Annotated in this window: 16 protein-coding genes and 1 pseudogene; 9 read left to right on the plus strand and 8 right to left on the minus strand. The window is 70.2% G+C overall.

From position 1 onward, the window contains the following. Positions 1–166: 166 nt before the first annotated feature. The gene (locus tag ACNNMR_RS23810) at positions 167–1648 is read right to left on the minus strand and encodes an esterase (protein WP_419996710.1); all 1482 of its coding nucleotides are present in this window, start codon (positions 1646–1648) and stop codon (positions 167–169) included. Positions 1649–1764: 116 nt separating this feature from the next. Next, a complete protein-coding gene (locus tag ACNNMR_RS23815) occupies positions 1765–4032 on the minus strand; it encodes a (Fe-S)-binding protein (RefSeq protein WP_419996711.1) in 2268 nt (755 codons plus the stop codon). 211 nt (positions 4033–4243) lie between these two features. On the opposite strand from ACNNMR_RS23815, the gene ACNNMR_RS23820 reads away from it, so the two are divergent. The 6 genes from ACNNMR_RS23820 to ACNNMR_RS23845 all read left to right on the plus strand — a co-directional run bounded on the left by ACNNMR_RS23820 (position 4244) and on the right by ACNNMR_RS23845 (position 11659). Then, complete coding sequence (locus ACNNMR_RS23820) at positions 4244–5008, plus strand: ABC transporter ATP-binding protein (protein WP_419996712.1); 765 nt, start codon at positions 4244–4246, stop codon at positions 5006–5008. After that, a complete protein-coding gene (locus tag ACNNMR_RS23825; protein WP_419996713.1) occupies positions 5005–7260 on the plus strand; it encodes an FtsX-like permease family protein in 2256 nt (751 codons plus the stop codon). The genes ACNNMR_RS23820 and ACNNMR_RS23825 overlap by 4 nt, the downstream gene beginning before the upstream one ends. Positions 7261–7351: 91 nt before the next feature. Further along, positions 7352–9229, plus strand: coding sequence for a molecular chaperone DnaK (gene dnaK / locus ACNNMR_RS23830; protein ID WP_419996714.1), 1878 nt, complete (start codon positions 7352–7354; stop codon positions 9227–9229). After that, positions 9226–9969: a nucleotide exchange factor GrpE gene (gene grpE / locus ACNNMR_RS23835; RefSeq protein WP_419996715.1), complete on the plus strand. Its 744-nt coding sequence runs from the start codon at positions 9226–9228 to the stop codon at positions 9967–9969. The genes dnaK and grpE overlap by 4 nt, the downstream gene beginning before the upstream one ends. Before the next feature lie 27 nt (positions 9970–9996). After that, a complete protein-coding gene (gene dnaJ / locus ACNNMR_RS23840; RefSeq protein ID WP_419996716.1) occupies positions 9997–11175 on the plus strand; it encodes a molecular chaperone DnaJ in 1179 nt (392 codons plus the stop codon). A gap of 1 nt (position 11176) precedes the next feature. Continuing rightward, a complete protein-coding gene (locus tag ACNNMR_RS23845; RefSeq protein ID WP_419996717.1) occupies positions 11177–11659 on the plus strand; it encodes a heat shock protein transcriptional repressor HspR in 483 nt (160 codons plus the stop codon). A gap of 6 nt (positions 11660–11665) precedes the next feature. On the opposite strand, the gene ACNNMR_RS23850 is transcribed toward ACNNMR_RS23845, so the two are convergent. From ACNNMR_RS23850 to ACNNMR_RS23865, 4 genes and pseudogenes are all read right to left on the minus strand, one after another. Then, positions 11666–14866, minus strand: a complete 3201-nt coding sequence (locus ACNNMR_RS23850; protein ID WP_419996718.1) for an NACHT domain-containing protein — start codon at positions 14864–14866, stop codon at positions 11666–11668. Between the two features lie 68 nt (positions 14867–14934). Continuing rightward, positions 14935–17382 (minus strand): NACHT domain-containing protein, encoded by a 2448-nt coding sequence (locus ACNNMR_RS23855; RefSeq protein ID WP_419996719.1) that lies wholly within the window; start codon positions 17380–17382, stop codon positions 14935–14937. Between the two features lie 283 nt (positions 17383–17665). Then, a pseudogene (locus ACNNMR_RS23860) lies at positions 17666–18151 on the minus strand (ATP-binding protein); the annotation flags it as partial. A gap of 27 nt (positions 18152–18178) precedes the next feature. After that, positions 18179–18337 (minus strand): hypothetical protein, encoded by a 159-nt coding sequence (locus ACNNMR_RS23865; RefSeq protein ID WP_419996720.1) that lies wholly within the window; start codon positions 18335–18337, stop codon positions 18179–18181. 350 nt (positions 18338–18687) lie between these two features. On the opposite strand from ACNNMR_RS23865, the gene ACNNMR_RS23870 reads away from it, so the two are divergent. Next, the gene (locus ACNNMR_RS23870) at positions 18688–19257 is read left to right on the plus strand and encodes a DUF1772 domain-containing protein (protein WP_419996721.1); all 570 of its coding nucleotides are present in this window, start codon (positions 18688–18690) and stop codon (positions 19255–19257) included. Here ACNNMR_RS23870 and ACNNMR_RS23875 read toward each other — a convergent pair. Next, complete coding sequence (locus tag ACNNMR_RS23875) at positions 19254–19826, minus strand: Uma2 family endonuclease (RefSeq protein ID WP_419996722.1); 573 nt, start codon at positions 19824–19826, stop codon at positions 19254–19256. The genes ACNNMR_RS23870 and ACNNMR_RS23875 overlap by 4 nt on opposite strands. Before the next feature lie 213 nt (positions 19827–20039). Here ACNNMR_RS23875 and clpB point away from each other — a divergent pair, with 213 nt between their 5' ends. Then, complete coding sequence (gene clpB / locus ACNNMR_RS23880) at positions 20040–22646, plus strand: ATP-dependent chaperone ClpB (RefSeq protein WP_419996723.1); 2607 nt, start codon at positions 20040–20042, stop codon at positions 22644–22646. Positions 22647–22716: 70 nt separating this feature from the next. Then, a complete protein-coding gene (locus tag ACNNMR_RS23885) occupies positions 22717–23259 on the plus strand; it encodes a YbjN domain-containing protein (RefSeq protein ID WP_419996724.1) in 543 nt (180 codons plus the stop codon). A 67-nt stretch (positions 23260–23326) separates the two neighbouring features. Here ACNNMR_RS23885 and ACNNMR_RS23890 read toward each other — a convergent pair whose 3' ends face one another. Continuing rightward, a complete protein-coding gene (locus ACNNMR_RS23890; RefSeq protein ID WP_419996725.1) occupies positions 23327–25657 on the minus strand; it encodes a GH92 family glycosyl hydrolase in 2331 nt (776 codons plus the stop codon). Positions 25658–25699 lie beyond the last annotated feature (42 nt).

The raw sequence follows: 25699 nt of genomic DNA on the forward strand, positions 1-25699 counted from the left end.
TGTGTGATGCCAGGGACGAGCCCAGGCGTCGTGGACATGACTCACAAGTGACGCGGTTGGTTGTACGGAAGCGGCTTCGCCGCGGCCTTCGGCGGAGCCGTTCAGTGTTCCAGGACGGAGACGACCGGCCCTGTCCGAAGACGGGGCCGGTCGTCGGACGGTTCTCCTACTCCTCGCCCAGCACCGAGCCGAACTGCGCGTCCGCCGCCGGGGCTCCGAGGGAGCTGCCGCCGAAGGTCCACGAGTTCTTGGCCGTCAGGCCGCTTGCCGTGCCGGAGAAGACCCAGGCGAAGCCGTCGAAGGTGTTCTCGCCGGGAGCCGCGGCCACCAGGCCTGCCTGGCCGTTGCCGTCCGCGTCGATGAGGCGGAGGGCGCCGCCGAAGCGGTCGAGTTTCTCCGGGACGCCGGGGACGTCGGTGGTGTCCTGGTTGTAGTCCTGCGAGCCCGTGGCCGTAACGCCGCCTGCGGAGCCGCGCAGCAGCCAGACCGCGCCGGCGTCGGCGATCGAGCCGATGTTCTCGCCCTCGGCGCCGATGGCGAGGTCGGCGTAGCCGTCGCCGTTGGCGTCGCCGATGGACAGGTCGGAGCCCCAGTAGTCGCCGGACTCGGAGTTGCCCGCGACGCCGGCGGAGTTCTGGGTCCAGACCTCAGGGTCGCCGGACGGGCCGGTCGGGGTGCCGTACCAGACCTTGATCTTTCCGCCGGTGGCCGCCTCGCCCGGTGGCGCGGGCTCGGCCGTGGCGAGGTCGGTGATGCCGTCCTTGTTGAGGTCGCCGGCCGCGCCCACCGGACCGCCGTCGATCGTCCTGTCGGTCGGGCGGATGCCGTCGGGGAAGCCGCCCTGCCACAGCTGGCCCCAGCCGGCGCCGTCCCGCGAGCCGGTGCGGATGCCGTTCACCATGAGGTCGTCGCCGGGGGTGCCCGGCAGGAAGTCGCCGGCGGTCAGGCTGGTGGGGATGATGCCGTCCGCCGCCAGCGTCCGCGACTTCGCGTTCTTGTGCGCGGCGAGGGTACGGGCGGCCGGCTGGACGCCGTACTCCGTCAGGCCGTTGTTCGCCAGCACGACGAACTCCACGGCTCCGGCATTGCCGAACTTGCCGGCCGCCAGCCCCTTGCCGAACTCGTTGTCGGCCAGCGGCGTGGCCTCCTGGACGCCCTGGCTGTCGGCGCCGCTGAGGCCGGACTTCGACCCCCACAGGATCGCGCCGCCGCCGGAGTCCGTGACGGTGCCGATGTCCTCGCCCGGTACGCCGACGGCGAGGTCGGCGTAGCCGTCCCCGTCGAAGTCGTCGCTCGCCACCGACCCGCCGAAGGCGTCGCCGGTCTCCGGCGAGCCAGGCACCCCGGTGCTGGCCTGGCTGAGCACGGTCTTGCGGGCGGCCGAGATCCCGTTCGGCCCGCCGTAGAGCACCGCCACGTAGCCCGCGGCGCGCTTGCCGCCGACGGTCGCGGAGGGGGCGGCCACGACGAGGTCGTGGTAGCCGTCGCCGTTGAAGTCGTCGGCGAACTTGGCCGGTGCGGCCGCCGCCGTACCCGCGCCGGTCAGCCCGGCGCCGCCGGCGAGCAGCGCCGCCGCGGCGAGCCCTGCGGCTAAGCGCCGGGCCTGTCTGGTGGAGGTGGAGTGTCCGCTGTTTTCACGCTCGTGCATGGTGCGGCTCCTGTTCGGATATGCGACGGGAGCCCCAATTCCCCCGTCCGTGCCAAGGAGACCGGTGGGCGGGGGAATTGGTTGTATGCGGTTACTTAGCCGATTGTTCAGCCGGACTACTTCGCCGGTTCGGGCTCCGGCGCGCTCTCCTCCTCGGCGACGCCGTCCGGCTCCTGCGGCGTCTTCACCGAGTCGAGCAGCAGCTGCGCGACGTCGACGACCTGGAGGTCTTCCTTCGCCTTGCCATCGTTCTTCTTGCCGTTGACCGAGTCGGTCAGCATGACCAGGCAGAAGGGGCAGGCCGTCGAGACGATGTCGGGGTTCAGCGACAGCGCCTCGTCCACGCGCTCGTGGTTGATGCGCTTGCCGATCCGCTCCTCCATCCACATCCGCGCGCCACCCGCGCCGCAGCAGAAGCCGCGCTCCTTGTGGCGGTGCATCTCCTCGTTGCGGAGACCGGGCACCTTCGCGATGATCTCGCGCGGCGGGGTGTAGATCTTGTTGTGGCGGCCCAGGTAGCACGGGTCGTGGTACGTGATGAGCCCCTCGACCGGCGTTACGGGGATGAGCTTGCCCTCGTCCACCAGGTGCTGCAGCAGCTGCGTGTGGTGGATGACCTCGTAGTCGCCGCCGAGCTGCGGGTATTCGTTGCCGAGGGTGTTGAGGCAGTGCGGGCAGGTGGCGACGATCTTCTTCGCGGACTTCGGCTTCTTGGTCGCCTCGTCCTCATCGTCTTCCCCGAAGGCGGCGTTCAGCGTCGCGACGTTCTCCGCGCCGAGCTCCTGGAACAGCGGCTCGTTGCCCAGCCGCCGAGCCGAGTCACCCGTGCACTTCTCGTCCCCGCCCATGATCGCGAACTTCACGCCCGCCATGTGCAGCAGCTCCGCGAAGGCCTTGGTGGTCTTCTTCGCCCGGTCCTCCAGGGCGCCCGCGCAGCCCACCCAGTACAGGTACTCGACCTCGGTCAGGTCCTCGATGTCCTTGCCGACCACCGGGACCTCGAAGTCGACCTCCTTCAGCCACTCCAGGCGCTGCTTCTTGGCGAGCCCCCAGGGGTTGCCCTTCTTCTCCAGGTTCTTGAGCATCGTGCCCGCCTCGGACGGGAAGGAGCTCTCGATCATCACCTGGTAGCGGCGCATGTCGACGATGTGGTCGATGTGCTCGATGTCCACCGGGCACTGCTCGACGCAGGCGCCGCAGGTGGTGCAGGACCACAGCACGTCGGGGTCGATGACGCCCTGCTCCTCCAGCGTGCCGATCAGCGGCCGCTCGGCCTCGGCGAGAGCGGCGGCGGGGACATCCTTCAAGGCCTCCTCGGATGCCTTCTCCTCGCCCTCCATGTTCTTGCCGCCACCGGCCAGCAGATACGGGGCCTTCGCCGCCGCGTGGTCGCGCAGCGACATGATCAGCAGCTTCGGCGACAGCGGCTTGCCCGTATTCCAGGCGGGGCACTGCGACTGGCAGCGGCCGCACTCGGTGCAGGTGGAGAAGTCGAGGAGGCCCTTCCACGAGAACTGCTCGACCTGGCTGACGCCGAAGGTGTCGTCCTCGCCCGGGTCCTCGAAGTCGATCTCCTTGCCGCCGGACGTCATCGGCTGCAGCGCGCCCAGCGCCACCGCGCCGTCGGCGTTCCGCTTGAACCAGATGTTGGGGAAGGCCAGGAAGCGGTGCCAGGCGACGCTCATCGTGGTGTTCACGCCGACGGTGATCATCCACACCGAGGTCACGACCAGCTTGATCATCGCGACCACGTAGACGAGGTTCTGCAGCGTGCCGACCGACAGCCCCTTGAAGGCGGCCACCAGCGGATACGAGATGAAGTACGCCGCCTCGTACCCCTCGGCGTGGTGCATGGCGCCCTCGAGGCCGCGCAGCACCAGCATGCACAGGCCGATGACGAGGATCACGTACTCGACGAAGTACGCCTGCCACGCCGACGACCCCGCGAAGCGGGACTTGCGCCCGGCCTTCGACGGCAGCGACATCAGCCGGATGGCGATCAGGATCAGGATGCCGACGGTGGTCAGCAGGATGAGCAGCTCGGTGTAGAGCTCGTACGGGAGCCAGGTGCCGAGCCACGGGATGGTCCAGTCGGCCTTGAAGAGCTGCCCGAACGCCGTCAGCAGCGTGCCGAGGAGGGTGAGGAAGCCGACCGCCACGAAGAAGTGGGCGGGGCCGATGATGCCCCATCGGTTCATCCGGGTATGGCCGAGGAACTCCTTGGCCAGGGTGGCCGAACGGGCGACGGGGTCGTCGGTGCGGCTGCCGGCGGGCACCGGTTGCCCGAGTTTGATGAAGCGGTAGATCTGCGCGACGGCGCGCGAAATCAGCGCGATGCCGACCACCAGCAGAACCAGCGATACGACGATGGCGGCGAGCTGCATGTGGGCTCCTCGGGCCTGACTTCCGGAGCGGTTTGTGCTTACTACTAAGCGGTAACTTACCTCGTCTCGGCACGAGGTTACCCGGGTTTTCACCCGTCATGTAGCGACCGGACCGGTGATCTGCGTCGCCCGCGTGTCCACCGGCCGGTGGACCCAGGGTTCCACTGGCCGGGCCTGCCGGCGGCCCCGCCGCGGCGGCCAGGGTTGGCACATGATGCGATTCGACGCCGTAACCAAGATCTACGGCAGCCCGCGCACTCCCGTGACCGCCCTCGACCGCGTGAGCGTCGACCTCCGGCCGGGCTCCTTCACCGCGGTGATGGGCCCCTCCGGCTCCGGCAAGAGCACCTTCCTGCAGTGCGCGGCCGGCCTCGACGCCCCGACCTCCGGGTCCGTAACGCTCGACGGCGTGGAGCTGTCGGCGCTGCCGGAGCGGGCGCTGACCCGGCTGCGCCGCGAGCGGGTCGGCTTCATCTTCCAGGCCTTCAACCTGATGCCCGCGCTGACCGTCGTGGACAACGTCAAGCTGCCGCTGCGGCTGGCGGGCCGCCGCCCGGACCGGGCCGCGGTGGACGCGATGATCGAGCGGGTCGGCCTCGCCGACCGCCGCCGCAACCGGCCCGGCGAGCTCTCCGGCGGCCAGCAGCAGCGGGTCGCCATCGCCCGCGCCCTGGTCACCCGCCCGGTCGTGCTCTTCGCCGATGAGCCGACCGGCGCCCTCGACACCCGCACCGCGGGCGAGGTGCTGACGCTGCTGCGGGAGACGGTCCTGGAGCAGGGGCAGACCATCGTGATGGTCACCCATGACCCGGTGGCCGCCTCGTACGCGGATGAGGTGCTGTTCCTGTCGGACGGCCGGATCGCGGGCAGTCTCGTCCGCCCGGCCGTGGAGCAGATCGCGGAGTCCATGACCCGCCTGGGCGCGCGGGGACAGCGGCGCGGCCTCGGCCTGGTCGCCGGGGGTGAGGTCCGGTGATCCGCCTCGCGCTGAGCACGCTGCGGTTCCACAAGGGCGGCTTCCTCGCCTCGTTCATCGCCGTCTTCCTGGGCGCCGCGATCGTCATGGGCTGCGGCGGCCTGCTGGAGACCGGCATCCACGCGGCGGCGAAGCCGGAGGGCCGCACGGCCCCGATCGTGGTGACCGGCGATCAGCGGTACCACGGCACGGCCGCCGACGAGATCTTCCCCGAGCGGGTCCGCCTGGACGGCGGGCTGGCCGCCGAGCTGGCGGCGCAGCCGGGGGTGGCGTCCGCGGTCCCGGACCGGTCCGCAGGGGCGGCGGGCCGGGCCGGGCTGGTCGACTCCATCGGCGTCCACCCCGAGCGGGGTGCGGACGCGGGCGCGGTCGAGAAGGCGGTCGCGCGGGTGCTCGACGGCCGCCAGGCCGCCGTCCTGACCGGCGATGAGCGCGGGCGCGCCGAGCACCCCGACGTCGTCGGCGACGCGGACGATCTGGTGGCGATGGCCGCCGCATTCGGCGGGCTTTCCGCCATGGTCACCGTCTTCGTGGTGGCGGCCACCCTGGGCCTTTCGGTACGGCACCGGCACCGCGAGCTCGCCCTGCTGCGCACCACCGGGGCCACCCCGGGGCAGCTGCGGCGGCTGGTGCTGGGCGAGACCGCGATCCTGGCGGTGGCCGCCACCGCGCTGGCGTGGCCGCTGGGCCCGCGGGCGGGCCGGTGGCTGCTCGACGCCTTCGCCGGCCTCGGCGTGGTCCCGGACGCCCTGGCGTACCGGGCGGGCACCATCCCGATGGTCACCGGGGCGGCTGCCGCCCTGCTCACCGCGCTGGCCGCCGCCTTCCTCGCGGCCGCCACCGCCGTACGGGTCAGGCCCGCGGAAGCGCTCGCGGAGGCCGCCGTGGAACGCCGCCGCTTCAGCCGGATCCGCCTCGTCCTCGGCCTCGTCCTCCTCGCCGGCGGCACCGCCCTGGCCTTCGGCACCGCGGGCTCCGACGGCCCCGACGCCGCGGGCGTGGCCACCCCGGCGGCCATGGTGTGGACGGCCGGATTCGCCCTCCTCGGCCCGCCCCTCGTCAAGGCCGCGACCCGCCTGCTCGGCCCGGTGCTGCGCCGGGCGGGCGGCACCGCGGGCCGGCTCGCCGAGGCGGAGGCGCAGGCCCGTACGACACGGCTGGCCGGGGCCGTACTGCCGGTGATGCTGGCCGCGGGGCTGGCGCTGTCGCTCACGTACATGCAGACCACGCAGGCGGCCGCGGCGGATGCGGCGTACGACAAGAGCCTGCGGGCGGACCTGGTCGTCACGGGCGGCAAGGGCGGGCTGCCGCCGGACCTGGTGGCCGGGATCGCGGCGGTGCCCGGCGTCGCGGCGGCGTCCGCCCGCCTCGACAGCCAGGGCTTCATCGAGCCGCCGGAGCTCGCCGGTCCCGAGGTGAAGAAGGGCGATGCGGGCGAGGGCGCTCCCGACGTACCGGCGATGTCGCTGCTCGGCGTGACGGGGAAGGGGGCCGAGGGGACGACTGCGTTCCGCGCGGCCACCGGCAGCCTCAAGAAGCTGCACGGCCGGACGGTCGCCCTCCCCAGCCGTTACGCCGCGGGCCACGACCTCGGCGACACCATCCCCATGCGCCTCGGCGACGGCACCAGGATGGTCCTGCGGCTGGTCGCCACGGTGGACGCGGAGCCGGGATACGAAACCGCGCTGCTGCCCGCCCCGGTCCTCGCCCCGCACACCGACGCGGGCGTCGTCCCGCAGATCCTGGTGAGCGCCGCGCCCGGCACCGGCAAGGCCGAGCTCGCGGCGGCGGTGGCAGGCCGCGGCCCCGGCCTGCACGTCACCGACCGGGAGACGCTGCTGCTCACCCGCGCCGGCCAGGACGAGGCCCAGGCGGGCATGGCCTACCTGGTCCTCGCCGTGGTCGTCGGCTACGCGGCGATCGCGCTGATCAATTCGCAGATTCTTACGGCCCTGGGCAGGCGCCGCGAGTTCGCCCTGCTGCGCCTCATCGGCGCCGGCCGCCGCCAGGTGCTCGGGTCGGCGGCGATGGAGGGCGTGCTTGTATCAGCGGCCGGTCTGCTGCTCGGCGGCCTGGTGGCGGCCGTCACCCTGGTCCCGCTGAGCCTGAGCGTCCAGGGCTCCCCGCTGCCCACCGGACCGTGGTGGATCCTGGCGGCGGTGGCGGCCTCAGCCTGCACGCTGGTGATCGCCACGGCATCTTTCTCAACGCTTTCTCTCCTGCTCCGACCTGCGAAAACGCAGCAAACCTGAGCGGAAGTAACTCACATCGTTTGCCTCTGTCGGGAGGCCGTGGCACTCTTGAGCCAATCAAGCTCAAGTTACGCATCCGGAGGATAGCGAAATGGCACGTGCGGTCGGCATCGACCTGGGCACGACGAACTCGGTCGTCAGTGTTCTCGAAGGCGGTGAGCCCACCGTCATCACCAACGCCGAGGGCGCCAGGACCACGCCGTCCGTCGTCGCCTTCGCCAAGAACGGCGAAGTCCTCGTCGGCGAGGTGGCCAAGCGCCAGGCGGTCACGAACGTGGACCGGACCATCCGTTCCGTGAAGCGTCACATGGGCACGGACTGGAAGCAGGCGATCGACGGCAAGGACTTCACGCCGCAGCAGATCTCCGCCTTCATCCTGCAGAAGCTGAAGCGCGACGCCGAGTCGTATCTGGGCGAGAAGGTGACCGACGCGGTCGTCACCGTCCCGGCTTACTTCAACGACTCCGAGCGCCAGGCCACCAAGGAGGCCGGTGAGATCGCGGGTCTGAACGTCCTGCGTATTGTCAACGAGCCGACCGCCGCCGCCCTCGCCTACGGGCTGGAGAAGGACGACCAGACCATTCTGGTCTTCGACCTCGGCGGCGGCACCTTCGACGTCTCGCTGCTCGAGATCGGCGACGGCGTGGTGGAGGTCAAGGCCACCAACGGTGACAACCACCTCGGTGGTGACGACTGGGACCAGCGCGTCGTCGACTACCTGGTCAAGCAGTTCCAGAACGGCCACGGCGTCGACCTGTCCAAGGACAAGATGGCGCTGCAGCGGCTCCGCGAGGCCGCCGAGAAGGCCAAGATCGAGCTGTCCTCGTCCACCGAGACCACGATCAACCTTCCCTACATCACCGCCTCCGCCGAGGGCCCCCTGCACCTCGACGAGAAGCTCACCCGCTCGCAGTTCCAGCAGCTCACCGCTGACCTGCTCGAGCGCTGCAAGACCCCGTTCCACAATGTCATCAAGGACGCCGGCATCCAGCTGTCCGAGATCGACCACGTGGTGCTCGTGGGCGGCTCGACCCGTATGCCGGCCGTCGCCGAGGTCGTCAAGGAGCTGACCGGCGGCAAGGACGCCAACAAGGGCGTCAACCCGGACGAGGTCGTCGCCATCGGCGCGGCCCTCCAGGGCGGCGTGCTCAAGGGCGAGGTCAAGGACGTCCTGCTGCTGGACGTCACCCCGCTGTCGCTTGGCATTGAGACCAAGGGCGGCATCATGACCAAGCTGATCGAGCGCAACACCACGATCCCGACCAAGCGCTCCGAGACCTTCACCACGGCCGAGGACAACCAGCCGTCGGTGCAGATCCAGGTCTTCCAGGGCGAGCGCGAGATCGCGGCGTACAACAAGAAGCTCGGCATGTTCGAGCTCACCGGCCTGCCGCCGGCGCCGCGCAACGTGCCGCAGATCGAGGTCACCTTCGACATCGACGCCAACGGCATCATGCACGTGGCCGCGAAGGACCTCGGCACCGGCAAGGAGCAGAAGATGACCGTCACCGGCGGCTCCGCGCTGCCGAAGGACGACATCGACCGCATGATGCGCGAGGCCGAGCAGTACGCGGAGGAGGACCACAAGCGCCGCGAGGCCGCCGAGACCCGTAACCAGGCCGAGCAGCTCGTCTACACCACCGAGAAGTTCCTCAAGGACAACGAGGAAAAGGTCCCGGCGGATGTGAAGACCGAGGTCGAGGAGGCCGTGTCCGACCTCAAGGAGAAGCTGAAGGGCGAGGACACCGCCGCCATCCGCGAGGCCACCGAGAAGGTCGCCGCCACCAGCCAGAAGCTCGGCCAGGCGCTGTACGCGGACGCCCAGGGCGCGCAGGCGGCCGGTGGGGCCGAGGGCGCTGACGGCGCCGACGGCGCGGCCGCCGGTGACGGCGCGCAGGCCGCCGACGACGACGTGGTGGACGCTGAGATCGTCGACGACGAGAACCAGAAGAAGGACGGTGCGGCGTGACGGAGGAGACACCGGGCCGCGACGAGCAGCCCGACGTCCCCGACGACACCGCCGGCACGCCGGACGAGGCTGCCGCCGAGGCAGCCGCCGGGTCCGCCCCTGACGGGGCGGCCCCGGCCGGCCCGGACGGGGACGAGGCCGCTCAGGACCAGCAAGACCCGCAAGACCAGCAAGGACAGCCCGTGGACGCAGCGCTCACGGCGCAGCTCGACCAGGTCCGTACGGCCCTCGAGGAGCGCACGAAGGACCTGCAGCGGCTGCAGGCGGAGTACCAGAACTACCGCCGGCGGGTGGAGCGGGACCGGATCGCGGTCAAGGAGGTCGCGATCGCGAACCTGCTGACCGAGCTGCTGCCGGTGCTGGACGACGTCGGCCGCGCCCGCGACCACGGCGAGCTGGTCGGCGGCTTCAAGTCGGTGGCCGAGTCGATGGAGACGGTCGTCGCCAAGATGGGTCTGATGCAGTTCGGCAAGGAGGGCGAGCCCTTCGACCCGCTGATCCACGAGGCGCTCATGCACTCGTACTCGCCGGATGTCACCGAGACCACGTGCGTGCAGATCCTGCAGCCCGGGTATCGGATCGGCGAGCGTACGATCCGCCCCGCCAGGGTCGCGGTCGCCGAGCCGCAGCCGGGCGCGTCCGCGTCGTCCGAGGACGAGGCCGAGGGCGATGCCGAGACCGCGAAGTCCGAGGGCGACAAGCCCGCTGACAAGGAGAACGGTGGCCCGGACGAGGGCTGACGAGGCACGGGAGGAGGGACGCCGGGGATGAGCACCAAGGACTTCATCGAGAAGGACTATTACAAGGTCCTCGGCGTCCCGAAGGACGCCACCGAGGCCGAGATCAAGAAGGCGTACCGCAAGCTGGCCCGGGAGAACCACCCCGACGCCAACAAGGGCGACGCCAAGGCCGAGGAGCGCTTCAAGGAGGTCTCCGAGGCGAACGACGTCCTCGGCGACCCGAAGAAGCGCAAGGAGTACGACGAGGCCCGCGCGCTGTTCGGCAACGGCGGCCTGCGTACCGGCCCCGGCGGCCCCGGCGGCAATTTCAACTTCGACCTCGGCGACCTCTTCGGCGGCACCCCGCAGAGCGGCGGCGGCCAGGGCGGCGGCTTCGGCGGCGGCCTCGGCGACGTCTTCGGCGGCCTCTTCAACCGCACCGGCACGGGCACCCGCACCCAGCCGCGCCGCGGCCAGGACATCGAGTCCGAGGTCACGCTGAGCTTCACGGAGGCGGTCGACGGCGCGACGGTCCCGCTGCGCATGTCGTCCTCGGCCCCCTGCAAGGCCTGCTCGGGTACGGGCGACAAGAACGGCACACCGCGGGTGTGCCCGACGTGCGTGGGCACCGGCCAGGTGTCGAGGGGCGGCGGCGGAGGCTTCTCTCTCACGGACCCGTGCGTGGACTGCAAGGGCCGCGGCCTGATCGCGGAACACCCGTGCGAGATCTGCAAGGGCTCGGGCCGCGCGAAGTCGTCCCGCACGATGCAGGTACGCATCCCGGCAGGCGTCTCCGACGGCCAGCGCATCCGCCTGCGCGGCAAGGGCAGCCCCGGCGAACGGGGCGGCCCGGCGGGCGACTTGTACGTGGTGGTCCACGTAGACGCGCACCCGGTCTTCGGCCGCAAGGGCGACAACCTCACGGTGACGGTCCCGGTGACCTTCCCCGAGGCGGCCCTCGGCGGCGAGGTCAAGGTCCCGACGCTCGGCGGCCCGCCCGTAAAGCTGAAGCTGCCCCCGGGCACCCCCAACGGCCGCACGATGCGCGCCCGCGGCAAGGGCGCGGTTCGCAAGGACGGCACGCGGGGAGACCTGCTGGTGACGGTGGAAGTAGCCGTACCGAAGGACCTCGACGACACGGCGACGGAGTCGCTGGAGGCATACCGCGACGCCACGGCGGGCGAGGACCCGCGGGCGGAGCTGTTCAAGGCCGCGAAGGGAGCATGAGATGAACGGTGGCCGAGCCGGCCGCGGCGGCGGAGGCCGCGGGAGCCGCAACCCGTACGAGCTCACCGAAGAGACCCCGGTCTACGTCATCTCGGTCGCAGCCCAACTCTCCGGCCTGCACCCCCAGACCCTCCGCCAGTACGACCGCCTCGGCCTGGTCTCCCCCGACCGCACGGCGGGGCGGGGCCGCCGCTATTCGGCGCGAGACATCGACCTGCTGCGTACGGTCCAGCAGCTGTCGCAGGACGAGGGCATCAACCTGGCCGGCATCAAGCGCATCATCGAGCTGGAGAACCAGGTCGCGGCGCTGCAGGCGCGGTGCGCGGAGCTGCAGGACGCGGTGGACGGGGCGGCGGCGGCGATGCAGCAGCGGGAGGCGGCGGTGCATGCTTCGTACCGACGCGACCTGGTCCCGTATCAGGAAGTCCAGCAGACGAGCGCGCTGGTGGTCTGGAAGCCTAAGCGGGGGCGGGGCGGGCAGTAGGCGCCGCTAGGTGAGCTGCACTCGTTCCGGCAGCCGGTCCGTGCCGCGCAGGGCCGGGCGGATGGACGGTAGTTGTACGCGAGTGACGTGCTGGAGATCTGCCAGCGGGGCTAGGTCGACTTCGTCGATGGCGCCCTCCAGCACCAGCCATTGGAGTCCCGGGAAGGCGCTCGGCAACCTCTCCAGGCAGAGTCCTGTCTGCCCGTAACCGCAGATCAGGGACAGGTACTGCACTTTAGACAACACCAGCTCGGTCGGCAGCAAGGCCAGGGCACCGGACGCCAGACTCAGCTCGTTGAGTCTGGGAAGACAGGTGAACTCCTCCCAGTCGGACGCGGCGCATGGACTCGTGCCCGGCCCCAGAAGCAGCGATTCCAGGCCGGTCAGGCGCCCGAGCCTCTGCAATCCGCTCGGGAGTGACTTGACAGCGCTCATGTCCAGATAGCGCAGGGCATCCAGCGGCGGAATAGAGCTCAGTGCTACGCGCTCGCGCGGGCCCAGGCACAGGCTGAGTTTCCTGAGCGTCGGGATCCCGCGGAGCACGGAGAGCCCGGTACGCGTGGAATCCTCCGTCAGGTGGAGGGTGTTCAGTGGCACGTCTGCCAGTCCGGACAGATCGGTGAGGTTCGGGCAGGACGCAATGGAGACAATCGTCAACCTGGCCTGCCCGCGGAGGAAATCCAGATCGCACAGCTGGCCGTTGGAAGTCACCTGGATGCGTGTAAGCGAGGCTTCCGACGCATACGCGGCAATCAGCTCCTGGGAGATGTCGCCCACCGCATGGAGTGCGGGTCGGGTGCCCATGGCGGACAGGGCCTCCAGATGCTCCTCCGAATGCGCTGTGAACATCGTCCCGTCGGGAGTCAGGCGGGCGACAATGTCCCGGCCATAGCTCTCGGTGTCGTGCCGGCGCCAGTAGCGGGCGAGCGTGTCGCGGACGTGGACGGAGGGATGATTCACGTACTGGGTGAGGAAAGGGATGGCCTGTTCGGAGGCGATCAGGCAGGCCGCCGTGACAACAGCGGCGGCCGTCCCCTCTTCCAGCCCGTCGGGCCCCGGGAGCAGATCGAGCACGAGCGGCCCCACCGTCGCCAGCCTGTCGGCCTCGTCCGTGTTCCTCGGCGGTATGAGCCCGGCAGTGTGCTGCTCGACGTCCGCGCGCACCTCTGGATCGAGATCCGTGGCGTAAGACAGGCACGTCGCCGCCAGCAGCCGGAGCCGGGTGCACTCCGAGGACTGCTGCACCCGGTCGGCGGCCTTGAGCAGCTCGCGCAGGATCTCGGCGCGCTCGTGCCGGCGGGCGTGGCCGACGGCCATGCGGATGACGTCTTCCCACTGGTCATTGGCCGCGTTCTGGGCCAGCGCGCCCAGGTTGCCCTCGTCCACGGCGTGCCTGGCGCCGAGGTAGTCCTGGAACGTGCGGTGGATGAACTCCACCGCGTCCGGCACAGGCTCCTGCAGCAGGCCGCTGCGCAGCAGGAAGTGGTCGAGGATGGCGGGGGCATCGCCCATGGCCGCGATCGCCGGGACGGACGGAAGCGCAGCCGCAACGATCTCTTCGGCGCGGGAACGGCTCATCTCCGTACGGCCATTGTGAATAAGCCAGTACGCCAGCCGCTGCAGGATCTGGATCTGCGGCTGCTCACGCAGCTCGGGCCCTACCATGCCGCGCTCCTGATCGCGCCTGATCAGCAGCATCGACAGGGCGGCGGAGTAGAGCTCCATGCGGCCACCCGGCAGGTAGCCGCGGCGATCACGGTTCAGGGCGCAGATGAGCCCGCACAGCAGAGGATTGGTGGCCAGCCGCCCCAAGTCCGGCTTGGCGCGCACCGCGTTCCGGAGGTCGCGGGCGTACGCCTCCAGGACCTGGTCGTAGTCCGGGTCGCCGGTGCGTGCCGCCGTATGCCAGCGATCGATGAACGCGGCGACGTCCGAGGCGCTCATGTCGGCGAGCGTCAGGTCGGTGAAGCCGTAATTCGCCAGCCAGCCCTCGGGGACCGCAGACGGGCGGGAGGTGACGAGCCAGCGATTCCCGTCTGGATACGCGTCGATCAGCTTTGTCAGCCAGTGCCGGGCGCGGCGGCGCTCAGGCTCGGGCACCTCGTCGATGCCGTCGACGAGGACCAGCGCCCGGCCGTCCTTCAGCACCCGGTGCTCCCAGCCGCGGGGCTGGGTGCCGGCGCACGGGTTGCCGGTCACGCTGAGGAAGGTACCCGGGTCCGGCAGCTGGTCGAGCTGCCTGCTGAGCAGGGTGCGCATGGGGAGTACGAACGGCACCCGGCCGCTCAGATACGCCATCCGCCCCTCGGTCTCGGGCTGAGCCGCGGACACCGCGAGCCACTGCGCGAGCGTGGTCTTGCCCGAGCCCGCCACCCCGCGCAGGAGCACCCGTGTCGCGTCGGCGAGGGCTTCGTCGGCGGGCCGTACGGTCGTCGCCGGGAGGACGACCTCGGCATCGTCACCGTCCCGCGGCCGGGTGCGCGCCGCGGTCCCGGTGGTCGCCTCCAGGCTGAGATACGCCGCGTCCAGCTGCCACCCGCTGGGCGAGTTGGCCAGGTCGATGCCGTAGATGGTGAGCCTGCCGTGCTTGCGGCGGACGTGGTCGAGGTAGTCCCGCTCGAACGCCGCATCCTGCTCATGCGGCCCCGGTACCCGCGGCGCGAGCGCGTCCACCTTGGCCGCGAGCTCTGCCAGGCGCCGGCTCTGGGCGACGAGGGTCGTCGCGACGAAGGTGGAGCGCTGGGTGAAGAAGCGAAGGATGTGCAGGCAGGCGAGGTCGACGAGGCGGTCGTGGAAGTAGGTGGCGTCGGCGGACAGATGTCGTTCCGGCCGGCCGGCCGCCGCGCGCATCCGGCTCGCGAGTTCCTCGTGCCCGAGCTCGACCGCCTCGACATCGGTGAGGGTGATCTCGCCGAGCGCGCGCAGCGTCGCGGCGAGGGCGGCCGTGACCGCCTCCCGCTCGTCCGGTGCGATCGGCCGCTCGCCGGACCGTAAGGCGCTCGCGACCAGCGCGTCGGCAAGCCTGTCCAGCTGCTTGTCGCTGAGCGTGCGCCGCTCACCCGTAAAGGAGACCAGCCCCGACAGCCGTACGGGCTTCCCGGCCAGGCCGACATCGGCACCGGGCCCGTCGGAGATGAACAGCCGCTTGATCAGCGGCGTGATGACGCTCGATGCGATCTTCATGCCCGTTGTGGCGACCGGGTCCATGCCGTGATTGTGCAACACCGGGGCAGGGTTGAGGTGGTGAACGGACACCGCCAGGCGACCGGCATCCCTCAGTGGCGGATGAACCGGACCCGTACCGGCAGCCCGCGGTGCGTGACCGCGTCCGCGTCCGTATCGGGCACGTGGATCTCGCGCAGGCTGTGCAGGGCGGCGAGCGGGGACAGGTCCGGGCTCACGAAGGCCGTGTCAAGATGCAGTGCCTCCAGTCCGGGGAAGGCCGCGGCCAGCGTGCGCAGCCGGTCCTCCGACGGCCGCCAGCGGTCCAGCCGGAGTTCGGTGATGCCGGGGAGGGTCACGCCGCGCGGGCGGGAGTCGAGGGCGGATGCGGCGATGCGGAGCTGTGACAGGTTCGCCGGCGTGGTCAGGCAGAGCCAGTCGGTGCCCGTTCCAGGGCTGCTTCGGGCACCCAGCTGCAGGACCCGCAGTTCGGCGTAGTGGGTGAGTGCCGCCCAGCCGTAACGGGGCGCGGGTGCGGTCAGCAGGTTGAGCGCGACGAGCGGCGCCTCGGGCAGTTCGGAAAGACTCCACTCGGCGCCCCGGCTGGGCGAATACGACAGTTCGGTCAGCTCGCGCATGGGGCCGAGCGCGGCGAGCCGGACGCGCCCTGGGAGCTCGCTGAGGACCAGGGAGCGCAACGGCAAGCCCGCCGCTCCGGAGATGTCCCCGAGCGCCTGGCAGCGGGAGATCCGCAGGTGCTGGAGACTGTCGCGCCCCGCGAGAAAGTCCAGGTCGGTCACCGTGTCGTTGTCCAGGACCAGCAGTTTTGTCACCGGCACCGCGCGGACGTACGCCGCCAGCTCGGCGGCCGGCACCGGTCCGCGCGCGTCGAGCAGCGGCCTGCCCCCGAAGCGCCGTAGCGCACGCAGATGTTCCGCCTCGTGCACGACGAAGAACAGTTCATCGGGGTTGAGGCGGGAGATCACCTGTTCCGCGTACGGTGCCGCCTCGAACCGGTGCCAGCCCCAGACCAGTTGGCTGCGCACTTCCCGCGAGGTATCCGACGCAAAGCGGGCCAGGAAGGGGATGGCACGCTCCGAGGCAACGTTGGTCGCCGTCACCGTGACCAGCCAGGCTTCCGCCGGGTCAAGCGTGTCCAGGTCCTCCGGGCCGGGGAGCAGGTCGAGTACCAGCGGACCGGCGGCGGCCAGCGCCTGTGCCTCGGCGACGTTGCGGGGCGGGATCAGCTCGCGGGTGTGCCGGGCCAGTTCGGCGCGCACCGCCCCTGGCAGCTCGGCGGCCTGCTCCTCGCAGGTGGCGGCGAGCAGCCGGATGCGGGTGCGGACCGCGTCGTCGTCCGCGGCGTCGGCCCGTGCGAGCAGGGTCGTGATGATCTCCACTCGCTCGCGCGGCCGCCCGTGCCCGACCGCCATGCGGATGACGTCCTCCCACTGGTCGTCGGCGGCGTGGCCGGAGAGCACCCCGAAGTCCCCGGACTCCACGGCGGCGCGGGCACCGAGGTAGTCCTGGAAGGTGCGGTGGATGAAGTCGACGGCGCCCGGGGCGGGCTTCCGGAGCAGCCCGCTGCGGAGGAGAAGGTGGTCCAGTACGGCGGCGGCGGTGCCGAGAGCGGACGCCTCGGGGACCGCGGGGAGGGCCTCGGCGAGGATGCGCTCGGCGCGGTCGCGGTCCAGTTGGGTGCGGCCGTTGCGGATCAGCCAGTACGCGAGCCGCTGCAACAACTGGATCTGCGCTTCCTCGCTGAGCTCGGGCCCGCCCGTCATGCCGCGCTCCCGGTCGCGGCGGAGCAGCAACATGGAGAGGGCGGCGGCGTACAGCTCTTTGCGGCCGCGGGGGAGATAGCCGTGGCGGTCACGGTTGAGTGCGCAAATGAGGCCGCAGAGCAGCGGGTTGGTTGCCAGCGTGCCCAGGTCGGGCTTGGCGCGCACGGCCTCCAGCAGCTGACGTTCGTATGTCTTGAGGCGGGTGTCGTCCTCCGGGTCGCCGGTGGCCGCGGCGCGGTGCCAGCGGCCGAGGAAGTCGGCCACCGCGGCCGGGCTCATCGCGGCCAGGGTGAGGTCGGCGAAGCCGTCGTACGCCAGCCAGCCATCGGGAACGGCCGTGGGGCGGGAGGTGACGAGCCACCGGTTGTCCTCGGGGAAGGCGGCGATGAGTTCGGTCAGCCACTCGCGGGCCCGAGCGCGCTCCGGCTCCGGCACCTCGTCGATGCCGTCGACCAGCACCACGGCCCGGCCGTTACGCAGCACCCGGTGCTCCCAGCCGGGCGGCTGCTCCCCGGCAATCGGCGAGCCGGCGGCAGTGAGGAAATGTCGCGGGGTGGGGAGGCGTTCGCCATGGCGGGTGAGGGTGCGCAGCGGCAGCACGAAGGGGATACGGCCGCGGAGATACGCCATGCCTTCGGCTTCGCTCTTGCGCTGCTCGTCGGCCTGGCGAGCAGCTGCGACCGCGAGCCACTGCACGAGCGTCGTCTTGCCGGATCCGGCGACGCCGCGCAGAAGGACGCGAGGGCCGGCGCGCGTCACCGGGGAGAAATAGTGCACCGGGTTCGCCGGCTGTCCCGTGTCCTTCGAGGTGAATCATCGCCCGCTGTCCCGCGGGCGCGGTCGTCTCCAGGCTCAGATATGCCGCGTCCAGTGGCCACTTGGCTGGTGAGTTGCTCAGGTCGATGCCGTAGATCGTGAGCTTGCCGTGCCGCGCGGCGATCTGCTTGAGGTACTCGCGCTCGAAGGCCGCGTCCTGGGCGTCGGGCAGTGGGGTGCGGGCGACGAGGGCGTCGACCTTGGCGATGACCTCGGCGTTCTGCCTGGTTTGGGCGACGAGGGTGGTGGCGATGAAGGTCGAGCGCTGGGTGAAGAAGCGGAGGATGTGCAGGCAGGCCAGGTCGAGGAGGCCGTCGTGGAGGTGGGCCGCTTCGGCGGAGAGGCGGCGCTCGGGGTGTCCGGCGGCCCTGCGTAGCTGCCGCGCCAGTTCGGTGTGGCCGAGTTGGACGGCCTCGACGTCGGTGAGGGTGAGCTCGCCGAGCCCGAGCAGAGACGCGGCGAGCGCGTCGGTGACGGCGGTCTCCTCATCCTGCGGCACGGGGCGCTCGCCGCTCCGTGCCGCCCGCTTGACCAGCTCGCGGGCGAGCTTGTGCAGGTCGGTGTCGCTGAGAGTTCGCTTCTCCCCTTTGAAGGAGACGAGCGCGGACAGCCGCACGGGCTTGCCGGCGATGCCGACTTCGGCGCCCGGGCCGTCCTGCGTGAACAGTCGCCGCATCAAGGGGGCTACGACACTGGACGCGATCTTCAGCCCGGCGGCGCTCGGCTCCATGGACCCCCCAGTCGTGTTCCCTCCAGCCTAGGCCGGAGCCGGATCCTCCGCCTCGGCTTCCGCGTCCAGCACGTCCTGCACCACTTGGGACAGGTCCTCTTCTGAGGGCAGCAGGGTCTTTGCGGCTGGCGGGAGGGGCGCGTATGTGGATACGGCGAGTGGGCGGTTGTTGGCGTTCAGGGCCATCTGTACGGCGGCTCGGTTGCGCTTGGAGCCGATGAGGACGCCGATGGTGTCGTCGTCGCGTTCTGGGCGCGGGTGACGAAGAGGATGATGTGACCCCAGGGCAATTGTCCAACAGGCTGTTGGACAATTGGCTCCGTCCAGATGCTGGCGAGAATCGCTCAACTCACCGCAGTACATAGGTGCATTGGCGGCCATTACGCCTGATCAGGCGACTTCGAACGTGTTGTTGACGGATGACGGCGAAAACCCGTGGTGGTGGGGCGGGTCCGGGGCTAGGCTCTGACCACTTCATGTGAAGTGCATCGATTGCAGTGCTTCACGCCCGCGTTCAAGCCCTTCCGGAGGCCGCTTTGAAAACCCTGCAGACTCTCACCCTGCTCGCCGCGACCCTCGCCACCGGCCTGATGGCCGGGCTGTTCGCCGGGTTTGCCTACTCCGTTATGCCCGGCCTCGGCCGCTCGTCCGACCGGACGCTGGTCGAGGCGATGCAGAACATCAACAAGGCCATCATCAATCCGGCCTTCATGCTCCCCTTCATGGGGGCGATTCCCCTGCTGGTCCTCGCCGCCGTGCTCGCCTGGCGCGGCCAGGGGAGACCCGCGCTGCCCTGGATCATCGCCGCGCTCGTGCTCTATCTCGTCGCCTTCGCGATCACCAGTGCCGTGAACGTCCCTCTCAATGACCAGCTCGCCAAGGCCGCCGACCCGGACGGCCCGGCCGCCGGCCTCGCCTCCGCGCGTGCGGACTTCGAGGCACGATGGGTCTTCTGGAACACCGCCCGCGCCCTGGTGCACACCGCCGCCTTCTGCTGCCTGCTGTGGGGGCTGGTCGTGTACGGGGCTCATCGCCTGGACGAGATCCGCGCCGGCGAGCGAGTTGTGCAACAGGCCGTTGCACAAACAGGCGTCAGAGCCGGCTAGAGGAAGTCGGCGGTCTCCAGGTCGAAGCCGAAGGGGGCCGGGAGGTGCAGCGGCTCGCCGAAGGGGGCGGTATGGGTCGCGGTGTAGTCCTGGAGGCGGGGATCGCTGAAGAGCGTCACCGTTTCCCGGTCGCGGTCCACGAGCAGGTAGAGCGGAATTCCGGCCCGGGCGTAGCTGCGCCGCTTGGTGATCCGGTCTGCCTCGGGCTTGGTCGAGGTCACCTCGACGACCATCGCCACGCCGTCGGGCTCCATCCAGGAGGGCTTTCCGCGGAAAGGGCGCAGGTCGCTGGGAGCCAACGTGATGTCGGGGATCACGTGATTCGTAGGCTGGGCGTCCCGTGGTAGCTCAAGCCCCTTATTGGCGGAGGCGTCCATGGAGGTTTTTGACGACGAGTAGACCTGTTTGGTGATCACGGCGATGGCGTCTTCATGATCGCCATCCGGCGCAGGTGACAAGACGATTTCCCCCTCGATGAGCTCCGCTCGGATGCCCTCGGGGGTGTCGAGTGACAGGAAGAATTCCAGCAGATAGTCCTGCGGCGGCGCGTCCGGTGCCATGAGTGTCATGTTGCCCCCCTTTCGTCTGGGTGACCAGGACGCCCACGCTAGGCACGGATGGCGGCGTCGAACGGCCTTCCGGCCGCATCCTCACTCCTGAGGGTGAGGAGGGAAGCTTTCTGCGCTGGCTTCCGTAGGGTTGAGTGGAATAGACTCAACTTAGTTCAGGTTGAGCTGGGCAGGCAGAGTACGCGCGACCAGCAGCAGGAGGAGCACACAGCAGTGGATGCGGAGCTGACCAACAAGAGCCAGGAAGCGATCAGCGGTGCCAACAGCCGCGCTGTCGACGGCGGGCATCCGGACATCACGCCCGCGCACCTGCTGCTTGCCCTGCTCGAGGGGCAGGACAACGAGAACCTGCAGGATCTGCTGGCCGACGTCGGTGCTGATCAGTCCGCGCTCCGGTCGGGGGCGGAAGCCGCCCTCGCCGGCATTCCGCGCGTGCAGGGGGCGACCGTCTCCGCGCCGCAGGCCAGCCGGGAGCTGCTCGGGGTCATCTCCGACGCGGCTCAGCGGGCCAAGGAGCTCGGGGATCAGTATGTGTCCACCGAGCATCTGCTCATCGGGATCGCTGCCAAGGGTGGGGCCATCGCCGACCTCCTCGACAAGCAGGGTGCCTCCGCCAAGAAGCTGCTCGCCGCCTTTGAGGAGCAGCGGGGTGGCCGGCGCGTCACCAGCAAGGATCCTGAGGGTACGTACAAGGCCCTCGAGAAGTTCGGCACCGACTTCACCACCGCCGCGCGCGAGGGCAAGCTCGACCCTGTCATCGGGCGGGACCATGAGATCCGGCGCGTGGTGCAGGTGCTGTCCCGCCGTACCAAGAACAACCCCGTCCTCATCGGCGAACCCGGCGTCGGCAAGACCGCCGTCGTCGAGGGGCTCGCCCAGCGGATCGTCAAAGGTGACGTGCCCGAGTCGCTCAAGAACAAGCGGCTCGTCGCCCTCGACCTCGGCGCCATGGTCGCCGGTGCCAAGTATCGCGGTGAGTTCGAGGAGCGGCTCAAGACCGTACTCGCGGAGATCAAGGAGAGCGACGGACAGGTCATCACCTTCATCGACGAGCTGCACACCGTCGTCGGCGCCGGTGCCGGCGGCGACTCCGCCATGGACGCCGGCAACATGCTCAAGCCCATGCTCGCCCGCGGCGAGCTGCGCATGGTCGGCGCCACCACCCTCGATGAGTACCGGGAGCGGATCGAGAAGGATCCCGCCCTTGAGCGGCGCTTCCAGCAGGTGCTCGTCGCCGAGCCGAGCGTCGAGGACTCCATCGCCATCCTCCGCGGGCTCAAGGGGCGTTACGAGGCGCACCACAAGGTCGCCATCTCCGACTCCGCCCTTGTCGCCGCCGCCACCCTCTCCGATCGCTACATCACCTCCCGCTTCCTCCCCGACAAGGCCATCGACCTCGTTGACGAGGCGGCCTCCCGGCTCCGTATGGAGATCGACTCCTCCCCCATGGAGATCGATGAGCTCCAGCGCTCCGTCGACCGCCTGAAGATGGAGGAGCTCGCGCTGGAGAAGGAGACCGACGCCGCCTCGCGCGAGCGCCTCGCCAAGCTGCAGAAGGATCTCGCCGACAAGGAGGAGGAGCTGCGCGGCCTGACCGCCCGGTGGGAGAAGGAGAAGCAGGGGCTCAACCGGGTCGGTGAGCTCAAGGAGAAGCTCGATGAGCTGCGGGGGACGGCCGAGCGCGCGCAGCGCGACGGGGACTTCGACACCGCCTCCAAGCTGCTTTACGGGGAGATTCCGACCCTGGAGCGTGAGCTCGAGGAGGCCTCCGAAGCCGAGGCCGAGGCCGCCAAGGACACCATGGTCAAGGAGGAGGTCGGCTCCGATGACATCGCCGATGTCGTCGCCTCCTGGACCGGCATCCCCGCCGGGCGGCTGCTCGAAGGCGAGACGCAGAAGCTGCTGCGGATGGAGGACGAGCTCGGCAAGCGGCTGATCGGGCAGGCCGAGGCGGTACGGGCCGTGTCCGATGCCGTCCGTCGGTCCCGCGCCGGGATCTCCGACCCGGACCGGCCGACCGGGTCCTTCCTCTTCCTCGGCCCGACCGGCGTCGGCAAGACCGAGCTGGCGAAGTCGCTCGCCGACTTCCTCTTCGACGACGAGCGGGCGATGGTCCGCATCGACATGAGCGAGTACAGCGAGAAGCACAGCGTGGCGCGGCTGGTCGGGGCGCCGCCCGGCTACGTCGGGTACGAGGAGGGCGGGCAGCTCACCGAGGCCGTGCGCCGCCGCCCGTACTCCGTCGTCCTCCTGGACGAGGTGGAGAAGGCGCACCACGAGGTCTTCGACATCCTGCTCCAGGTCCTCGATGACGGCCGGCTCACCGACGGCCAGGGGCGGACGGTGGACTTCCGCAACACCATCCTGATCCTCACCTCCAACCTCGGCTCGAATTTCCTGGTCGACCCGCTGCTGAAGGAGGAGGAGAAGAAGGAGAAGGTGCTGGAGACGGTCCGGTCCTCCTTCCGCCCGGAATTCCTCAATCGCCTCGATGATCTCGTCGTCTTCCACGCCCTCGGCGGCGAGCAGCTCGGCCGGATCGCGCAGATCCAGATCGATCACCTGCAGCGCCGCCTCGCAGAGCGCCGCCTGACCCTGCAGGTCAGCGACGAGGCGCTGGCGTGGCTGGCCCGGCTCGGCGTGCCCGAGGGCGAGCAGTCCGCGGACATCTCGTACGGGGCCCGGCCGCTGCGCCGCCTCGTCCAGACGGCGATCGGCGACCAGCTCGCCCGGGAGATCCTCGCGGGCGAGGTCAAGGACGGCGACACGGTGCGGGTGGACGTCGCGGGCGACGGGCTGCTGGTGGGCGCGGCGTCCTGACCTCCAGGGTTGCCACACCGGGTCCGGGATGGGGGAGGATGGCGGCTACGCGTATGAAGGGAAATCCACGGTGAGCATCGACCCGTCCTCGATTCCGAATTTCGGCGGGGGCCAGCCAGAACCGGAGTCCGGTCCGCCCGCCGGACCGATCATCCCCGACCAGGATCTGGTCAAGCAGCTCCTGGACCAGATGGAGCTGAAGCATGTCGTCGACGACGAGGGTGACCTCGCCGCGCCGTGGGAGCAGTTCCGCACGTACTTCATGTTCCGCGGCGAGGACGAGCAGCAGATCTTCTCGGTCCGTACGTTCTACGACCGCGAGCACTCCATCGACGACAAGCCGCGGCTGCTCGAGGTCATCGACGAGTGGAACGCCCGCACCCTGTGGCCGAAGGTCTACAGCCACACCCACGACGACGGCGGCGTCCGCCTGATCGGCGAGGCGCAGATGCTGATCGGCACCGGCGTCTCCCTGGAGCACTTCGTGTCCTCCACGGTGAGCTGGGTGCAGGCGTCGGTCCAGTTCGACAAGTGGCTGCTCGAGCAGCTCGGCCTGGCGGCCGAGGTCGACGGCGACGACGACGGCGAGAAGCCGGGCGACGACGAGGCCTGAGCGACCACGTGCAGTGGCCCCCTTCCCGTTGCGGCAGGAAGGGGGCCACTGGGCTTTTCGAAGCAGGTCAGCGCTGCGTGGACGGCGGCGCGTCGCCCGCGCCCGTCCCCCACTCCGACGGCTTCGCGCCGACCTCGAAGGACACCTCGCCCGCGCCCCGCAGCTCATCCGTCGACAGCCACGTATGCGACTGCGCCGCACCGTCCACCGCCACCGACTGGATGTACCGGTCCGTGTCCGACGTCCCCTCCGCGCTGATCCCCAGATGCCCGCGCGGGAAGTAGCGGCGGTCCAGCTTCAGGTCCACCCGGTCGAAGACCGGCGTCGACAGGCCCCAGGTATCCGTCCCCGGGAAGACCGGGAAGACGCCCATCGACGACAGCACCATCCACGACGACATCGTGCCGAGGTCGTCATTCCCCGTGACCCCGTTCGGCGCGTTCGTGAAGAGCGTCAGCGCGGCGTGCACCACGTCCGTCGTCTTGTACGGGCTGCCGGTGGAGAGGTAGGTGTACGGGGCGATCAGGTCCGGCTCGTTCTGCGGGTTGTACTTGTCGGCGTTGTAGTAGTCGTACGCGCCGTTCACCCACGTCTCGCGCGCCGTCTTCTCCGGATCCTTCAGCAGCTCCTCGTACGCGAAGAAGGAGTCGAGCCGCTTCTCGGTGGCCTCGCGGCCGCCGATCACCTCCATCAGCCCCGGGATGTCCTGCGGCACCAGCCACGTGTACTGCCAGGACGTCCCCTCGTGGAAGCCCTCGCCCTTCGCCGGGTCCGGGTCGCTGGTGAAGGCGCCGGAGGTGTCCCGCGCGCGGAAGAAGTTCGTCTCCGGGTCGACCAGCTCGCGGTAGTTCTGCGACCGCTCGGCATAGCGCTTCGCGTCGTCCTCGTGGCCGAGCTTACGGGCCATCTCTGACAACGCGGCGTCCGACAGCGCGTACTCGAGCGTCGCCGAGGCGCCGTGCTGGAAGTCGTTGTCGCCCGGCTTGTGCGGGTGGTCCGGGTCGAGCGGGACGTAGCCGTCCTTCAGATACTCCGCGTTCCCCGCCCGGCCCGCGTACTGCGAGTCCGCCGGCGGCACCCCGTCCGCGTTCTTCTTCAGCGCCGCGTACGCCTCCTCCTCATGGCCCCTCAGCAGCCCCTGCCGGTAGGCGTTGGTGAGGAAGGGGGTGACCGGGTCGCCGGTCATGATGTTCGTCTCGACCGTGCCGTAGCCCCACTTGGGCAGCCAGCCGCCCTGCTGGTCGATCTTCAGCAGCGACAGCGCCATGTCCCGGGACTCGTCGGGCGCCAGCAGCGAGAGCAGCTGGGCCTGGGTGCGGTACGTGTCCCAGAGCGACCAGTTCTGGTAGTACGTGAAGTCCTTGCCCGCCCGGTGGATCTTCTGGTCCCAGCCGGTGTAGCGGCCGTCCACGTCGGTGCCGGTGTTGGGGTGCAGCAGCGCGCGGTAGAGCGCGGAGTAGAAGGTGCGCCGGCGCTCGTCGCTGCCGCCTTGCACCTTGACCTGCTCCAGGCGCCGCTCCCAGGTCCGCTGGGCCTTCGCCTTCGTACGGTCGAAGGAGTCGCCGCCCTCGGCCGCCAGGTTGCGGGCGGCGCCGCGGGCGTCCACGTACGAGATCGCGGTCACCGCGCCGACGCTGCGGTCGCCCTTGGTGGTGTCGAAGCGGGCGTACGCGCCCCGCTTCCCGCCGCCCTCCGCGCCCTTGCTGCCGGCGGTGACGGTGTCGCCCGACCACGTTCCGTACGAGGCGAAGGGGCGGTCGAACTTGGTGATCGCGTAGAGCTTGTAGCCCTTGGTGTCCTGGCAGAAGCCGCTGCCGTCGATCTCGGTGGCGATGGTGCGGTCGTTAAGGACCCGCACGCTGCTGGACGAGATCTTGTGCAGCGACTGGCCGGAATTCAACAGGACGTTGGCCTTCTCCGTCTCCGGGAAGGTGTAGCGCTGGTAGCCGGTGTGCTCGGTCGCCGACAGCTCGGCGGTGATGCCCGTATCGAGGGCGACCTTGTACGAGCCCGGGGACGCGCTCTCCTTGTCGTGGCTGAAGGGGGCGGCGTAGTCGGCGTTGTCCGTCTTGGTGATGTCGCCGGTCGTGGGCATCACCGGGAGGTCGCCGCCGAGGCCGCAGCCGACGCCCGCGAGGTGGACGGAGGAGAAGCCGCGGATGGACTTCTCGTCGTAGTCGTAGCCGGTGTTGTGACCGGTGTCGGGGGACAGCTGCACCATGCCGAACGGGACGGCCGCGCCGGGGAAGTTGTTGCCCTCGTTCTGGGTGCCGATGAAGGGGTTCACATAGTCGGTGAGCTGGTCTTCTGACGAGCCGCCGGCGGCGAAGGCGGGCGCCGCGCCCACCGTTCCCGCGAGCAGGGCCGCGACGGCGGCCAGGGGTATCAGGCGTCTCAAGGCGTCTCCGTGCGTCCACTTAGACAACGTTGTCGGGACCTG

The organism is Streptomyces boninensis (genome assembly GCF_048572725.1).
Taxonomy (GTDB): domain Bacteria; phylum Actinomycetota; class Actinomycetes; order Streptomycetales; family Streptomycetaceae; genus Streptomyces; species Streptomyces boninensis.

Coding starts and splice junctions, on each gene's coding strand:
- ACNNMR_RS23810 (WP_419996710.1), bottom strand. CDS start 1,648: ATGCACGAGCGTGAAAACAGCGGACACTCCACCTCCACCAGACAGGCC.
- ACNNMR_RS23815 (WP_419996711.1), bottom strand. CDS start 4,032: ATGCAGCTCGCCGCCATCGTCGTATCGCTGGTTCTGCTGGTGGTCGGC.
- ACNNMR_RS23820 (WP_419996712.1), top strand. CDS start 4,244: ATGATGCGATTCGACGCCGTAACCAAGATCTACGGCAGCCCGCGCACT.
- dnaK (WP_419996714.1), top strand. CDS start 7,352: ATGGCACGTGCGGTCGGCATCGACCTGGGCACGACGAACTCGGTCGTC.
- dnaJ (WP_419996716.1), top strand. CDS start 9,997: ATGAGCACCAAGGACTTCATCGAGAAGGACTATTACAAGGTCCTCGGC.
- ACNNMR_RS23845 (WP_419996717.1), top strand. CDS start 11,177: ATGAACGGTGGCCGAGCCGGCCGCGGCGGCGGAGGCCGCGGGAGCCGC.
- ACNNMR_RS23850 (WP_419996718.1), bottom strand. CDS start 14,866: ATGGACCCGGTCGCCACAACGGGCATGAAGATCGCATCGAGCGTCATC.
- ACNNMR_RS23865 (WP_419996720.1), bottom strand. CDS start 18,337: ATGGCCCTGAACGCCAACAACCGCCCACTCGCCGTATCCACATACGCG.
- ACNNMR_RS23875 (WP_419996722.1), bottom strand. CDS start 19,826: ATGACACTCATGGCACCGGACGCGCCGCCGCAGGACTATCTGCTGGAA.